At 51.3% G+C, this 14719-nt stretch carries 13 protein-coding genes; 3 read left to right on the top strand and 10 right to left on the bottom strand.

The genetic code is table 11. The annotated features are described in order from the left end of the window. Positions 1-112 precede the first annotated feature (112 nt). Both EHW56_RS04940 and soxR read right to left on the bottom strand, forming a co-directional pair. Positions 113-325, bottom strand: coding sequence for a cold-shock protein (locus EHW56_RS04940; protein ID WP_069360900.1), 213 nt, complete (start codon positions 323-325; stop codon positions 113-115). A gap of 251 nt (positions 326-576) precedes the next feature. After that, positions 577-1053 (bottom strand): redox-sensitive transcriptional activator SoxR, encoded by a 477-nt coding sequence (soxR, locus tag EHW56_RS04935; RefSeq protein WP_152794371.1) that lies wholly within the window; start codon positions 1051-1053, stop codon positions 577-579. A 98-nt stretch (positions 1054-1151) separates the two neighbouring features. On the opposite strand from soxR, the gene EHW56_RS04930 reads away from it, so the two are divergent. After that, positions 1152-1340 carry a hypothetical protein gene (locus EHW56_RS04930; RefSeq protein WP_046075614.1) on the top strand — a complete coding sequence of 63 codons (189 nt, stop codon included), beginning with the start codon at positions 1152-1154 and terminating at the stop codon, positions 1338-1340. 117 nt (positions 1341-1457) lie between these two features. On the opposite strand, the gene tkt is transcribed toward EHW56_RS04930, so the two are convergent. From tkt to EHW56_RS04915, 3 genes are all read right to left on the bottom strand, one after another. Next, entirely contained in the window at positions 1458-3452 is a 1995-nt protein-coding gene (gene tkt / locus EHW56_RS04925; protein WP_077638397.1) for a transketolase, read from the bottom strand. Positions 3453-3550: 98 nt separating this feature from the next. Next, the gene (gene tal, locus EHW56_RS04920; protein WP_152794369.1) at positions 3551-4501 is read right to left on the bottom strand and encodes a transaldolase; all 951 of its coding nucleotides are present in this window, start codon (positions 4499-4501) and stop codon (positions 3551-3553) included. A gap of 180 nt (positions 4502-4681) precedes the next feature. Then, the gene (locus tag EHW56_RS04915; RefSeq protein WP_046075617.1) at positions 4682-5698 is read right to left on the bottom strand and encodes a sugar-binding transcriptional regulator; all 1017 of its coding nucleotides are present in this window, start codon (positions 5696-5698) and stop codon (positions 4682-4684) included. A gap of 333 nt (positions 5699-6031) precedes the next feature. Here EHW56_RS04915 and EHW56_RS04910 point away from each other — a divergent pair, with 333 nt between their 5' ends. Continuing rightward, positions 6032-8608, top strand: a complete 2577-nt coding sequence (locus EHW56_RS04910) for an EAL domain-containing protein (RefSeq protein ID WP_172969913.1) — start codon at positions 6032-6034, stop codon at positions 8606-8608. Positions 8609-8624: 16 nt separating this feature from the next. On the opposite strand, the gene murQ is transcribed toward EHW56_RS04910, so the two are convergent. Both murQ and EHW56_RS04900 read right to left on the bottom strand, forming a co-directional pair. After that, positions 8625-9539, bottom strand: coding sequence for an N-acetylmuramic acid 6-phosphate etherase (murQ, locus tag EHW56_RS04905; protein ID WP_152794365.1), 915 nt, complete (start codon positions 9537-9539; stop codon positions 8625-8627). A gap of 9 nt (positions 9540-9548) precedes the next feature. Next, positions 9549-10661 (bottom strand): anhydro-N-acetylmuramic acid kinase, encoded by a 1113-nt coding sequence (locus EHW56_RS04900; protein ID WP_152794363.1) that lies wholly within the window; start codon positions 10659-10661, stop codon positions 9549-9551. 197 nt (positions 10662-10858) lie between these two features. On the opposite strand from EHW56_RS04900, the gene nagZ reads away from it, so the two are divergent. Continuing rightward, positions 10859-11863 (top strand): beta-N-acetylhexosaminidase, encoded by a 1005-nt coding sequence (nagZ, locus tag EHW56_RS04895; protein WP_152794361.1) that lies wholly within the window; start codon positions 10859-10861, stop codon positions 11861-11863. Positions 11864-11984: 121 nt separating this feature from the next. On the opposite strand, the gene EHW56_RS15305 is transcribed toward nagZ, so the two are convergent. The 3 genes from EHW56_RS15305 to EHW56_RS04885 all read right to left on the bottom strand — a co-directional run bounded on the left by EHW56_RS15305 (position 11985) and on the right by EHW56_RS04885 (position 14703). Further along, complete coding sequence (locus tag EHW56_RS15305; protein WP_172969890.1) at positions 11985-12161, bottom strand: hypothetical protein; 177 nt, start codon at positions 12159-12161, stop codon at positions 11985-11987. A gap of 150 nt (positions 12162-12311) precedes the next feature. Further along, positions 12312-13157 carry an HTH-type transcriptional regulator HdfR gene (gene hdfR, locus EHW56_RS04890; protein ID WP_152794359.1) on the bottom strand — a complete coding sequence of 282 codons (846 nt, stop codon included), beginning with the start codon at positions 13155-13157 and terminating at the stop codon, positions 12312-12314. A gap of 79 nt (positions 13158-13236) precedes the next feature. Then, positions 13237-14703 (bottom strand): lactate dehydrogenase, encoded by a 1467-nt coding sequence (locus EHW56_RS04885; protein ID WP_046075623.1) that lies wholly within the window; start codon positions 14701-14703, stop codon positions 13237-13239. Positions 14704-14719 lie beyond the last annotated feature (16 nt).

The raw sequence follows: 14719 nt of genomic DNA, 5'->3' as shown, positions 1-14719 counted from the left end.
GTGAAAACGTGTTGCGTCTATCGTTTGCCATCCGCTGTGTTGATCACGTTCGCCAAACTATAGGCACAAAAAAAGGGCGCCTGAGCGCCCTCTATCAATCAGGTCTGATTTCTTATGCTACAGAAACGTCAGAAGCCTGTGGGCCTTTTTGGCCTTGCTCAACGGTGAAGTTCACACGCTGGCCTTCAGTTAGGGTTTTGAAACCTTCGCCAACGATCGCACGGAAGTGTACAAACACGTCTTTTTCGCCGTTGTCACGAGTGATGAAACCGAAACCTTTCTCTTCGTTAAACCACTTTACGATACCAGTTGCTTGATTAGACATAATCATTCTCTCTTAAATTACAAAAAATAGGATAGCTTTGAACGGAGTCGATGAAATGTCTAAAAGCGAAAGCGGGTAACGTTAGAAACTCTATAATATTGATAATAGCGTAGCTTATGTTGACTTTTACTTGATGTATCATTGATGCTCCATGTTCCAGAGCTGTCACCACCATACAGCATTCCACTCACATGTAAAGCGTTGTGAGTATTTTTATTTAATCGTTGGGTGAAGCGTTGCGACTGGGCTATTTATCGCCCCTGTCCCCATGCTTTTAATAGCTGGCTAACGCCCAAGTCCGGGTGATTCAACACGTTGTCATCTTGGGTTACTTCACCAACCACATCATTGGGGTTATAGAGCGAGCAGGTTTTCATTGATAGGCAGCCACAGCCAATGCAGCCACTTAAATTGGCCTGTAACTGCTGTAAGCGTGCGATTTGCTCATCAAGGGTGGCATCCCAGCGCTGTGCCATATCACGCCATTGCTCTTTGGTGGGAGCGCGGTGAGAGGGCAGTTCACTTAATGCTTCGCCTATCTCTTCAAGTGAGAGCCCCACATGTTGTGCGGCTTTAATCACCGCGAGGCGGCGAAGGACGGCGCGGTCGTAGCGGCGTTGATTGCCCGCATTACGCCAACTGGTGATCAAGCCTTTTTGCTCGTAAAAATGCAGGGTAGACACCTTTAACCCCGCGCGTTTTGCCACTTGCCCAACGCTCATTTCCATCTTTTTTCACCTTTTTCTGCCACTCCTTGTTTACCTCAATATAACTTGAGGTTTTATCCTGACTAGCATCTTCACAACACAATGAGAGGGGAATCACGATGAAAGAAATGAAAGCGGGCGTTACCTCAATGTTATTGGCGATTATCCAAGGTGTTCAAGGGCGAGTTGGTACGAGCCGTAAACCGAAAGCAGTGCCAATCGCATCGATGCCAGCCCACCTTCAAAATGACATAGGGGTGGATACTCTGGATGCTAATGTGCGTCCCTCGGCGAGTCGCTTTCTATAAGCGCGCTGCATCTGTCGCTGTTACAGCATGGGTTGCAGGATGCGAGAAGCGAGGGTAGAAAAAAGGCCAGTCATTGCTGACTGGCCTTCGCAGAATTAACGTGCCGTAGAGATGCGATTAAGCGAGCAACTCTTCAGCGGTGTTAACCACGTTTTCAACGGTAAAGCCGAACATCTTGAATAGCTCGTCAGCCGGTGCGGACTCACCGAAGGTGGTCATACCGACAACGCGGCCGTCTAGACCCACGTACTTGTACCAGTAGTCGGCGATACCCGCTTCAATGGCGATACGTGCTGTTACGTCTGATGGCAGCACGGACTCACGGTAGGCGGCGTCTTGCTTATCGAACAAGTCAGTGCTTGGCATAGAGACGACACGCACTTGCTTGCCGGCGTCGTTCAGTTTCGCAGCTGACTCCATCGCCAATTCGACTTCCGAGCCCGTCGCAATCAAGATCAGATCAGGCTTGCCTGCTGAGTCTTTTAGGATGTAGCCGCCTTTGGCAATGTTAGCCAATTGTGCGTCATCACGCTCTTGCTGAGCCAGGCCTTGGCGAGAGAACACGAGGGCACTTGGGCCGTCTTTACGCTCAACCGCTGCTTTCCACGCGACCGCGGATTCAACTTGGTCACACGGACGCCACATGCTCATATTCGGCGTTTGGCGCAACGTGGCCATTTGCTCAACTGGCTGGTGAGTTGGACCATCTTCACCTAGGCCAATCGAGTCGTGGGTATACACTTGAATATTCTGCACCTTCATCAGGGCAGCCATACGCATCGCGTTACGTGCGTACTCCATAAAGATCAGGAAGGTCGCACCGTAAGGCACAAAACCGCCGTGCAGGGCAATACCGTTGATAATGGCGGTCATACCAAATTCACGCACACCGTAGTGCAGGTAGTTACCGCTGGCATCGTCGGCACTGATCGCTTTCGAGCCTGACCACATGGTCAAGTTAGACGGTGCCAAGTCAGCAGAGCCACCGAGCAGTTCTGGCAGTAGCTTGCCGAACGCTTCTAACACGTTTTGTGATGCTTTACGTGATGCGATTTTGGCTGGGTTAGCTTGCAGATCGGCAATCAGCTTTTGCGTTTCGCTGTCCCAGTTGCTGGGCAGCTCACCCTTCATGCGACGAGTAAACTCAGCGGCTAGCTCAGGGTATTGTGCTTGATAGGCGGCAAACTTCTCGTTCCATGCGGCTTCTTTGGCCGCACCGGCTTCTTTGGCATCCCACTGTGCGTAAATATCTTGTGGGATCTCAAATGGGCCATGCTCCCAACCGAGGAATTCACGCGCGGCTTGGACTTCATCATCACCCAGTGGTGCACCGTGGCAGTCGTGGCTGCCCGCTTTATTGGGTGAGCCGTAACCGATGGTGGTCTTGGTGCAGATCAATGTCGGCTTGCCGGTTTCCGCTTTTGCCGCGTCAATGGCTGCTTGAATAGCCGCCGAATCATGGCCATCTACTGCAGGGATTACGTGCCAGCCATAAGATTCAAAGCGTTTCGCGGTATCGTCAGAGAACCAACCTTCAACATGACCATCGATAGAAATGCCGTTGTCATCCCAGAAGGCGATCAGCTTGCCCAGGCCTAGGGTGCCGGCGAGTGAGCATGCTTCGTGTGAGATACCTTCCATCAAGCAGCCATCACCCAAGAATGCGTAGGTGTGGTGATCGACGATGTCGTGGCCGTCGCGGTTAAATTGCGCCGCGAGCGATTTCTCTGCCACTGCCATGCCCACCGCATTAGTGATGCCCTGGCCGAGTGGACCTGTGGTGGTTTCAATACCCGGTGCGTAACCATATTCAGGGTGGCCTGGGGTATTCGAGTGCAATTGACGGAACTGTTTAAGATCGTCAATCGATACGCCATACCCGGTCAGGTGCAGTAGCGAATAAATCAGCATAGAGCCGTGGCCGTTTGACAGTACGAAACGGTCACGGTTGGCCCAATCTGGGTTTTGTGGGTTGTGGTTCATGTGGTCGCGCCACAAGACTTCGGCGATATCAGCCATGCCCATTGGGGCGCCTGGGTGACCAGATTTGGCTTTTTGAACACCGTCCATCGCAAGGGCGCGGATGGCGTTAGCTAGCATTTTGCGTTCCATGTGTTTACCTACAGGTTGAACAGGTGAAATAGGGTCAAACAGTATCATAAAAGCGGACTGAGCCGCTTTTATTGTGTTAAATCACGCTTTGTGTTGGATCACAATTGTTCGCGAATCATGTCTTCAAGCTTGCCTTGGTCTACCGCAAAATTGCGGATACCCTCAGCGAGCTTTTCAACGGCCATCGCGTCTTGGTTGTGCTCCCACAAGAATTCAGCATGCGTCATACGCGCTGGGCGCTGCTCGGTGGCCCCCGCGTCTTTTAGCTTAACAGGCACGTCACCGTCGGCGTCGCTAAGCTCTTGCAGCAATTGTGGGCTGATGGTGAGACGGTCGCAGCCAGCAAGCTCTAGAATTTCGCCTGTGTTACGGAAGCTTGCGCCCATCACGACGGTGTCGTAGCCGTGAGCTTTGTAGTAGTTGTAAATGGTGGTGACAGATTTAACGCCTGGGTCTTCTGCCGCCTCGAAATCACGGCCTTCTCTGGCTTTGTACCAATCCATGATGCGGCCCACAAACGGAGAAATCAGGTAAGCGCCCGCTTCGGCACAGGCACGTGCTTGTGCGAATGAGAACAAAAGCGTCAGGTTACAGTTGATCCCTTCTTTTTCCAGGATTTCTGCCGCACGGATACCTTCCCAAGTTGACGCCAGTTTGATCAGAATGCGCTCGTTGCTGATCCCAGCTTCGTTATACATGCTGATAAGCTTGCGCGCTTTGGCAACACTGGCTTCTGTGTCATACGACAAACGTGCGTCTACCTCGGTAGAGATACGGCCAGGGATCACATTGAGAATTTCTTTACCAATGTTGACGGCGAGACGGTCACAGGTATCGGCAACCTGTTGGTCTGCATCGCTACTATGTGATTTTGCATAGGCAATGGCTTCCTCGATCAGGGGCGCATATTCTTTAATTTGCGCGGCTTTGAGGATCAGAGAAGGGTTAGTTGTGGCATCTTGCGGTTGATATTTTTTAATCGCTTCGATGTCGCCTGTGTCAGCGACCACTGTGGTTAGGGCACGGAGTTGATCCAGTTTGTTGCTCATCTTCACTCACCTTCTTTACGTGGTAGGCCCAGACGCCGTGTGACGTGCTAACGCTTGCTCTGAATATGAACAGATGCAACGCGTCTGAGCAAATGATGTGACGATCTTTGAGTTTTTTACGTCACTTGTCAATTGTATTGCGACATAAAGAGAGTTAAGTCTCACTCTTTCGTCACGAATTTACTCATCCTGTTGAAACGTGAACGCGGTTTCATCGGGGGCAGGCTCAGACATGTTGAGCAGCGCCATCGCACAGCTGGCACTGGTGGCCAACACATCAATCACGCCCGTGCGCAAAGCGCCGAGTATCGACAAGGCTTTACGACTTTCACTGGCCATCGCGATGACACTGGGAATACGTGCCAAGTCAGGCATGGCTAGCCCAACCACTCGCCCTCGCATCAAATTATCGGTGGGTTGTCCGTCGAGACGGAAAAAATCAAAGCCACCGATGTCTCCGACAATACCATGGTTAACACGTGCTTCAACAAATTCGCGTGCGGTAAAGCAGCCCAATTTGACCATATGGCTATTTTCGTCCATATCGCCAATGCCGACCAGTGCAAACTCTGCCTTTCTCGCCTGATTCAAGGTTTCACTGATATTGGGGTGAGAGACAAACACTTGCTGGATTGATTCGTTATCGACGTAGGCGGGGGCATACAGGGTTTCACTGCTGCCGCCAAATTTTTTGGCGAGACGCCGGCAGATATGATCCGCGTTAAAGGCATCACCACTTCGGTGGGTACCGCCGATCGCACAGACAAAGCGCGCTTGGCGATGAGAGACGACCCCTGGATGATCAGCCACCGCGGCGACGTTTTGGCCTTGTCCCACCGCGACCACCATGCCGTCGTTGAGGTTACCATCCAAGTAAGTGGAAACCAGGGTCGCGACTTGAGTGCGCTGCTCTTCGGGGCTGGGCTGGTCGAGAGAAATTAATGCGCGTTTGAGATTAAATCGCGCCATGAGCCTTTGCTCCAACTGCGCGCTGTGCACCGGGTGAAACTTCACCGTGATTTCAACAATCCCTTCCTCACGTGCTTTTCGGAGCAGGCGGCTGACTTTGGGGCGACTTATTTTGTATTTGCGTGCGATCTCCTCTTGGGTCGCGCTTTGCTGGTAATACAGAATGGCGATTTCGGTAAGCAAATCAGTGTCTTCGTGAACGTTATCTAGGGACGTCGGCGTACTCATGTATTTTGGTCTCGCTCATCGATCGAATCAAACTCACCGCACACTGTACGGCTCACTGTAATGGGTCTCAGTGTATCGCGCTTATGATGATTGAACAAATGTTCCATTTTAAAACTTATGTTCATTTATTTTGGCTTCTACGACGCGCTATGTAACCCTCTGATTAATCGTATAGGCAGCGTTTTTAAAGGCGCTCTGTTTGAAAAAGTAGCCATCACTATCTATTTTTATTACGTCCCGCCAGCATTCCGAGCAGATTAAATCGCAAGAAGTACAAGGGAAGGGGAGTAACCTCGGGCGGCAGACTCGTTTTTGGTTAAGGAGTGTATGTTTATGCACGCACTACAGTCTCGGCAGCCCCTTATTTGGGTGACGACCTTGTTCACATTGGTGGTTGTATTGGCTGTCGGATTTTGGATGACGAGTTTGAGCCGCACCACAGCGCCCGAACTATCACTGGTGGATACGGACTATAGCTATTTCATTGACGAGACAAACGAGCTATCTCTTAACTATGTGCTCGATCATGCCCCCTTTACGAAAGCCGATAACACGGGTGAGATCCCGTGGAAGCTGGCTTATCAAACCTATTGGATCAAACTTGAGTTTAATTACCACGGATTGACTGAGCGCGACATTCATGTGCTCACCGATAACCCACTGATTGACTATCTAGACGCGTACCATATTTTGGATGGCGAGCAGGTGCGCTCACAGATAAAAGCAGGGGATAAAACATCGGCACGCTTGAGCCGCTTGCCAATGCCCCATTCCATTCCGATTAACTTACTGCCGGAGCGCGATAACCAATTACTGCTCAAAGTCACCTCGAATGATATGGCGATCATGCCGTTAAGCGTGATGTCGCACCAGGCGTTTGATCATCTGTCCCGATCGATGCATTTGGTCTGGGGGGGATTTATCACCTTTACGTTTATGGTCGCGTTGTATAGTGCAGGGGTGTATGTCTACAGTCGTCAGCGCGTCTATCTCATTTTTGTTCTCGTTGCCCTTATGAGTGCGATGCTTGTGAGTGTGAATCATGGTTTCAGTCGTTATTTTTTGCCGGATCCGTTGCAGATATTTATCAGTAATCACTTGGTGACGTTGGCCGTTTGCCTACTCATGGCGGGATTATGGTTCACCTACTATTTTCTGGATTTTGAGCGAAGTCGGCTTTATCAGCGCGCGCGCTCACTCTTTTTTATGACCACCGGGGGGCTGTTTGGCTTGGCCTTGCTAAGTTTTATCACCCCCACGTATGTGTCGCTTTCATTTGTTTTTATCGCGCAATTACCGGTCTATGGCTTGGTGGCCTATTATGTATGGCACCAATGGCAACCCAATAAATTTTGGCTATCGCTCTTTACCCTCTGTTGGATCCCGGCCATGGTGGGCGGGGTGATTTTCTACGCTCTGATGCTCAACGTTATTGATTACAGTCTGCTATCACGTTACGCACTGATGATGTCGCTGGGAATGACCATGATTTTCTTTTCATTGGCTCTTGCTGAACGCTTCCGGTACCAGCGATTACAGGAAATGCAGGCGCTGACGCATGACACGCTGAGTTATCTACCGAATAACAATGTGTTACATATGGTGGTCAATGATTTGATCAGCCGAAATGCCCGTTTCAATTTGTGCTGTTTATCAGTGGATAATTACAACAGCCTGCTTCCGTATTTAGATGAGCACGCCCGCGAGGAATACATTAACGCGATTGCTGGCCGTATTAATGATGTGTTGATGATGCAACCTGTGTTGGGGGTGAAAACCGACAGTGATATGCTGGATTATCGTTTGGGTTGTTTAAAAGAGGGCGTGTTTGCGTTTTTGATTGATGATGTCGACCGCTCGGCTTGCGATACGATTCTCGATTCCGTCATTAAAGGATTAAATGGTGACTTATGTGTTGGCTCATTTGTGACGCAAGTGAATGCGCGTATTGGTGTTTGCCACTATCCCACTGACGGTGACCACCCAAGCCTTTTAATCAGCCGCGCCCTGAGCGCCATTGATCAACATCGATCGCTTGCCAGCCACTATGCACATTTTAATTCTTACGAGCAACGACACCATCAATTGCATGTTTCTCTCGTGACCGACCTGAGGGATGCTATCGAGAATGATCAATTAGAGCTGTATCACCAACCGCAGATTGATTTACGCACTGGCTCTGTCCATGGCTCGGAAGTCTTAGCGCGTTGGACACACCCTGAGTACGGGCAAATATCGCCTGAAGTGTTTGTGCGGATGGCAGAAGATGTCGGTATCATCAATAACCTCACGCTGTGGGTGATTCAGCGGGCTTTCCAGCAGCAAGCGCAGCTGATCACTAACGGCCATTGTCGCCGCCTGTCAATCAATATCAGTGCGTCTGATATCTATATTCCGGATCTGGCCAACCGTGTGGTCGCGCTGGCGCATCAATATGACATACCGACTAACTTGATTTCGCTGGAACTGACAGAGTCGGTGATGGTCGAGGACTACAACTGGCTAAAACAACTGATTACAGCACTATCAGCCAGTGGCATTGAAGTATCGATCGATGACTATGGCACGGGCTATTCCTCGTTATATTTCCTCTCGCAACTCCCATTCACTGAGCTTAAAATTGATCGCAGTTTTGTGCGAGATCTTCACAAGAGTGGTCGTCACCAAAGCATTGTTCGTGCGACCACGGACATGGCGCGATCACTGGGGGTAATGGTCGTTGCTGAGGGCGTGGAAACCGAGGAAGCGGAGACATTATTGCGACGTTATGGTGTCGATGTGTCACAGGGCTATTATTACTCTCGGCCGCTTCCGTTCCAACAATATCAGGCTTACGTTGAGCGCATGGACAGCGTGCAACCGACCACGGTGCTAAGAGAACAAAATATACGCTCGTCCTCAAGAGGATAAGAGTGGGTGCATTGCATCAACCTAATTGCAATGCATCACGTAAATGCCCATTGGCCTGCTGAAGCCGCTGCCGTGCCGTCGCCGGGTCTTGCTCCGCTAAAATCATAAAAATGGCGACCTTCACCTCACCATCTGACTGTGACAGGGCGTGTGTTGCGGTGTGTTCTTCACATCCTGTCGCTTCCATCACGATCAACGTGGAACGGGTAACCAGTTTATCGTTGCTGGCTTTTACATCGACCATCAGGTTTTGATAGCACTTGCCCGTCTTTATCATGGCGGCGGTGCTCAGCATATTTAATACCAGTTTTTGTGCAGTGCCTGACTTCATTCGGGTTGAGCCTGTGAGCGCTTCAGGGCCAACCTCGGGCGTAATGGCAATCTGGGCGTAGGCGTTAATGGCGGTATTGGGGTTACATGACAAAGCGACCGTGACTGCGCCGACTTGCTTGGCGTAATCGAGTGCACCGATGACATAAGGCGTGCGGCCACTGGCGGCGATACCGACCACCACATCCTTCGCGGTGAGGCCTTGTGTGACCAAATCCGCTTTACCTGCATCTGGGTTGTCTTCCGCGCCTTCTTGGGCGACGAACATAGCAGGCTCGCCACCGGCAATCAGTCCTATGACTTGCTGGCTATCCACCCCAAAAGTGGGCGGGCATTCGGCCGCGTCAAGCACGCCCAGTCGACCACTTGTCCCCGCACCGATGTAGATAAGACGGCCGCCTTGGTTAAAACTTGCCGCAATCGCATCGACCGCTTTTGCAATCGCGGGGAGCTGCGTCTGCACAGCGGAGGCTACGCCCTTATCCTCTGCGTTAATCATTGTCACCAAGCCAAGTGTGTCTTGTTGGTCGATCGTCAGTGTATGCGGGTTGCGTGTTTCTGAGAGTAAGCCTTTTAGCTGGTCGACGCTGGGGGCTGACATAATCGTTCCTCAGTAAGGTAGATAAATGGCACCAAGACAACAGGCTTGCGTCGCGCCTGTCACGGCGGGCACATTGCCTGGTTGGTGATTAAGGGTTTGCCTGGCCAGCCAAGCAAAGGCAATGGCTTCCATATCGTCGCAACTGATCCCGGCATCGTCAGTTTGTGCAATGGACCACTGCGGAAGTGCCTGTTGTAACGCATGCATCAATGCCTGGTTGTGCGCGCCACCGCCACACACGAACACTCGGCCACGCTCTAATGGACGGATCGCTAACGCGATACTTTCGGCAGTCAATGCCAGTAAGGTGGCTTGCACTTGGTCTGGAGAGAGTGAAAACGCGAGCAGGTGACGATCGAGCCAATCGAGATTAAAGTATTCCCGCCCAGTACTTTTAGGTGCCGGACGTGAGAAGTACGCGTCGGATAACAGGCGGTTGAGTAAGGGTTGATACGCGCAGCTGGTGGCTGCCCACTCGCCATCTTTGTCATAGGCTTGGTGACGGTGACGCTGCGTCCAGGCATCCATCAACATATTCCCTGGACCCGTATCATAGCCATATAAAGGGCGATCGGGGCAAATCATTGATACGTTGGCAATACCGCCAATATTCACTACTGCGGTGGCTTGTTCGCTATCGGCAAAGTAATCATTGTGAAAGGCGGGCACCAAAGGGGCGCCTTGACCGCCATACGCCATGTCTTTACGCCTAAAATCAGCGACAGTGGTAATGCCGGTTCGTGCTGCAATCACATTGGCGTCGCCAAGTTGCATGGTGAATGGATAATCGCCGCTCGGTTGGTGATAGACGGTTTGACCATGACAACCGACCGCCGCGACATGTTTAGGCAGTAACGCCGCTTGTTCAAGTAGGGTATTGATGGCACTGGCGTAACACTCCCCTAAGCGACGATCGAGTTCACCCAAGGCTTTGACCGACATCGGATGACCTCGGCTCAAGGTGATCACGGTAGCTTTAATATCCTGCGGTAGCGGGTCACTATGACGAGCAATTGACTCCACGTGGCCGGCTTGAGTGAACCGGACAGCGACGACATCAATGTTGTCTAAGCTCGTCCCTGACATAACACCTATGTAGATATCGGCGGCGGGTTGTGGCATTGGGTGCTTCCTTTCAGTAGTCCAGCGATAAAATGACGATAAGAACCAAGGTACTGAGTATAAACAGATTGCGATAAGTGGCAAAGTGCTTGATGATCCCTTTGTGGTACTGGCGCCTTGCAATAGTTAATGGTCTGATTGGACGAATATAATCAAAGTGGTTGTCAGTGGGTTGACAAGAGTATGAAGGAGAAACGATGGGACCGGTTTGGCTAGATGTGCACACCGAGCAACTTGATAACGAAGAGAAAGAAATCTTGGCACATCCCTCTGTGGGAGGCGTTATTCTATTTGCTCGCAATTATTTTGACTCCGCGCAGCTGCGTGCATTAACTCAGTCAATACGCACAGCGGCGGGGCGAGATATCCTCATCGGTGTTGACCAAGAAGGGGGCCGTGTTCAACGGTTTCGCGACGCGTTTACCCCTATACCCGCCGCGCAGTCTTATGGTGCGTTAAGTGCGAGTCCAGCGCTCGCGGAGCAAGCGGGTTGGGTGATGGCAATGGAGCTGATCGCTCATGGGATTGACCTCAGTTTTGCGCCTGTGCTGGATTTAGGATTTGGGTGTGCGGCAATCAAAGACCGTGCCTTCGGTGCGACACATCAAGCTATCACTGACTATGCTGGCGCCTTTGCTAAGGGTATGCGCGTGGCAGGCATGGCCACCACGGGCAAACATTTTCCTGGACACGGTGGGGTGAAAGAAGACTCGCACTTAGTGACACCTGAGGATACGCGCGATATTTTGCACTCAGACGACTTTGCGATTTTCCAATCGTTTATTGCGCGGGGGCTCGTGGATGCGATGATGCCTGCCCATGTGATTTACCCGCAACACGATGCCTTGCCAGCCAGTGGCTCGCCGTACTGGCTTACCCAGATTTTGCGCCAACAACTTGGGTTTAAAGGGATTATTTTCTCGGATGATTTAAGTATGGGCGGTGCGCATTTGTTCGGCGACGCGCCCGCGCGTGCCAAAGCGGCGCTTGATGCGGGATGCGACATGGCCTTGATATGCAATGACCGCCACAGTGCGGTGTCGGTGCTCGACGCTTTGCCCATTCAGTCGGTCCCTGCTGCTGGGACATTGCGGATGCGCCAATCCGTGGAGTGGCAACGCTTACAGCAAGATCCGCGTTGGCAGTCGGCACAGCGTGAGATTAAGCGACATGCGGAAGAGTGGCAAGCGCAACAAGCCTGAGCGAGTGCACTAGCGTCAACGTATTTCGGGACGGGACACAACAAACAAAAAAGGCAACATCATCACGTTGCCTTTACCCTTTTAATGGAGAGTGCAATGCATCGCGAACCTTACTTCGCGATTAGCGATCCTCTCCAAAATAACTGTCGTCGTGCTGAGCGCGTTGCGCGCGTTTGTTATGGCGCTTCTTGTCCTTTTTGCCGCGTGGCATATCGTCATCAAAATCATCGTGGTGGCGAGATTTAAACTTCTCTTTATGTTGCGAGCCGTGTTTTAACCATTGATCCCACTGTGCCATGGTGGTGTTTTCCTAACGCTTGTTGATTGTCAGTGCTATGTGTAGCCGGAGTGTTAGACATTTAATGTTTGCCTAACGATTCTAAGATAGCCTAAAAATTGAACGTCGACTAGTGAAATAGGCGTGAATTTACCGATTTTTTCTGAGCACTTATAACTGACCGGTCGATGATACTAACTCATTGATTAGCGGGTTTTTATCACTGTTAGTTAGCCAGGTAAGGTAAAGGGGGTGGGTAAGAATATGGCCGTGATCAATAAGATGGAGTTGTCCGTTGTTCAGATAAGGGTGAACTGCCAGTGACGGCAGAAACGCGACGCCGCCGTGCACGAGTAAATAGTTTAATGCCAGTTGGCATGACTGGGTATGTAACACGGGTGAGCGTTGTAGTGGCGCAATTTGGCTTTGCTCAAGTGAAAAGCGAGTTCCCCAATCAAGATAAACCAGCGGTAGCGTGTCGCTCGTGTCCAGTGTGAGCCCCGGTAAATGGCTAACTAACTGAAGTTGATAATCGCCTAGGTGGTGTGATTGTAACCCTTCAAGCTTAGGCAGCTCTGAGGTCAACCCGGCATCAATACGTTTTTCAATCAAATGGCGTGCTAGCAACTGGGCGGGTGTCGACTCGGCACGGATCAACCAGTCTGGGTGTGCCGCACACACGCGGTTGACCCATGTGCTGACGCCATCGAGTTCCCACAGCATCGGGGAGGCGGCAAGCGTGAGTTGTGCGCTCGCGTGCTGCATTGCACTGACGTCCTGTTGGGCGCGCTGCCACGTTTGCAGCATGGTTTCAGCGTAAGGAAGTAAGCGCTCACCCGCATCGGTCAGACGAACATTATTGCGCTGACGAACAAACAGTGATGTATCTAGCTGGGTTTCTAGTTGTCGAATGCGAAAGCTCACAGCGGATTGGGTCAGGTAAAGGTTTTCCGCTGCACGACCGAAGTGACGCGTCTTGCTCACTTCAATAAATGTACGCAGTAGTTGAATGTCCAATGGCGTTTTCCTTCTCGGCGATATCGGGCATTTAGACAAAAAACTTCGATGCACGTCAAGTGAATGCGCGCGAGATGGATCAGAGCATCAGATCTGCCAGTGTCAAAGGGCGTTCGGTCAAGCCAAGCCGTTGGGCTGGGGTGAGATGCGCGCGGTCTTGCCAACATAAGTTATGCCATGCCCGATAGATATCCAGCAGGGGCAATAGCCCACCAGGGCGCAGTCGGCGTCTCGGCTCATTGACCAATAATGAAAACTGCTGGTGGAAGTGTTGTTGATATTTTTTCAACGCATCACAGCTTGCATGGGTTAACCAATAGGCCTCTTGACCTTTGTTTTGGCCATGATCACAGATTGCTTTAGCACCGTCGCCACTGCGAGTAAAGGCCCAACGGTCACGCCACCAGCTTAGCAAAACGATATCAATTTTTTCTGGCTCTGATCCGGGCTGCCAACCGGCATCCTGCTCGACGTATACATGGCTGACGCGCTTATCTCGAATATCGGCCTCGAAAACGGAGAGGCAAGCAGAGCGCAATAAGGGCTCTTGCGGCGAAAAAACCACAATTTGCTGCCAATGTTCGATTAACGGCTTGAGGTTGAGGTAATGCGCATACGTGGTGTATTGAGGGCGGATCAGCGTGCCGCGATTAGGATAAATAAAGTGCAGCGGCTGCGTATAGGGGTCTTCGACATTCGAGCGGGCAAAGACGTCGCGGTATTTGGCATCCACTCGACCCAATAACCCCTCTGGGCGTGCTACTGTATCTTGCGGCTGACCCGCACTGTGCGTCGACATAAAGCGACAGTCAGGCTGATAAGGGTCATGATGTGTATGCAAGTGGTGATGGTCATCCGTATGATAATTCACATCCTGTTGCAGCACGTAGCCACTGTGCGCTTCTCCTGTTGCCAGCCATTGCACGCCATTGTCGCTCTTGGGTTGCAAGGCGGTGTGGACACTGGCCAGATGGCCCGTTGAGGTATCGGCTAAAAACCGGCTGTCGTAAGCGGCAAGCTTTTGTCGGCAGCGCGCGGCTATTTGGTTAAGATGGTCGTAGAAGGTTTTCGGGTTCAGTGACAGTCTTCGGCAGATGTCACGCACTGTGTGGCCAGTAAAAAGAAACGCTAACAGCTTTTGCTGTAACTCACTTTTTTTGTTGACCCCAGACCAGCGGTCGACAAAGGTGCTTTGGCAGCTTTTGCAGCGATAACGCTGACGATCGCCACTATAGCCGAACGCATGATAACAATGCCGATGCGTGAGCACGGGTTTACCTAAATGCTCACATTCTGGGTTGGTACAGGCACACAAACCATCGGCATGAAGTTGACGCTGAGCAATCAGCTCAGCTTGAACATCATGGTTATTTAACAGTGGAGGAAACGCGCCACACTCTCGACACACCAAGGTTGGGCGAGCAGGATTGGTGTGTTGAACCAAGTAATCTTGCTCATCTTTCGACCCAAAGTTGGGGCAGGTGAGTGTTTTACAAAAGTTTAGCTGTAATTCACCGGCTGCAAGAGGCAGCTTACTGCTTGACACGTTTCCTCCGACCAAC

Source organism: Salinivibrio sp. VGrn1, assembly GCF_009377995.1.
Classification (GTDB): domain Bacteria; phylum Pseudomonadota; class Gammaproteobacteria; order Enterobacterales; family Vibrionaceae; genus Salinivibrio; species Salinivibrio siamensis.
This window is presented reverse-complemented; position numbering and strand designations above follow the sequence as displayed.

Bases quoted from the DNA above. Each gene is read 5' to 3' on its own strand.
- murQ (WP_152794365.1), bottom strand. From the start codon at position 9,539: ATGTCAGCCCCCAGCGTCGACCAGCTAAAAGGCTTACTCTCAGAAACA.
- EHW56_RS04940 (WP_069360900.1), bottom strand. From the start codon at position 325: ATGTCTAATCAAGCAACTGGTATCGTAAAGTGGTTTAACGAAGAGAAA.
- tkt (WP_077638397.1), bottom strand. From the start codon at position 3,452: ATGGAACGCAAAATGCTAGCTAACGCCATCCGCGCCCTTGCGATGGAC.
- nagZ (WP_152794361.1), top strand. From the start codon at position 10,859: ATGGGACCGGTTTGGCTAGATGTGCACACCGAGCAACTTGATAACGAA.
- EHW56_RS04900 (WP_152794363.1), bottom strand. From the start codon at position 10,661: ATGCCACAACCCGCCGCCGATATCTACATAGGTGTTATGTCAGGGACG.
- EHW56_RS15305 (WP_172969890.1), bottom strand. From the start codon at position 12,161: ATGGCACAGTGGGATCAATGGTTAAAACACGGCTCGCAACATAAAGAG.
- tal (WP_152794369.1), bottom strand. From the start codon at position 4,501: ATGAGCAACAAACTGGATCAACTCCGTGCCCTAACCACAGTGGTCGCT.
- EHW56_RS04915 (WP_046075617.1), bottom strand. From the start codon at position 5,698: ATGAGTACGCCGACGTCCCTAGATAACGTTCACGAAGACACTGATTTG.
- EHW56_RS04910 (WP_172969913.1), top strand. From the start codon at position 6,032: ATGCACGCACTACAGTCTCGGCAGCCCCTTATTTGGGTGACGACCTTG.
- soxR (WP_152794371.1), bottom strand. From the start codon at position 1,053: ATGGAAATGAGCGTTGGGCAAGTGGCAAAACGCGCGGGGTTAAAGGTG.
- EHW56_RS04930 (WP_046075614.1), top strand. From the start codon at position 1,152: ATGAAAGAAATGAAAGCGGGCGTTACCTCAATGTTATTGGCGATTATC.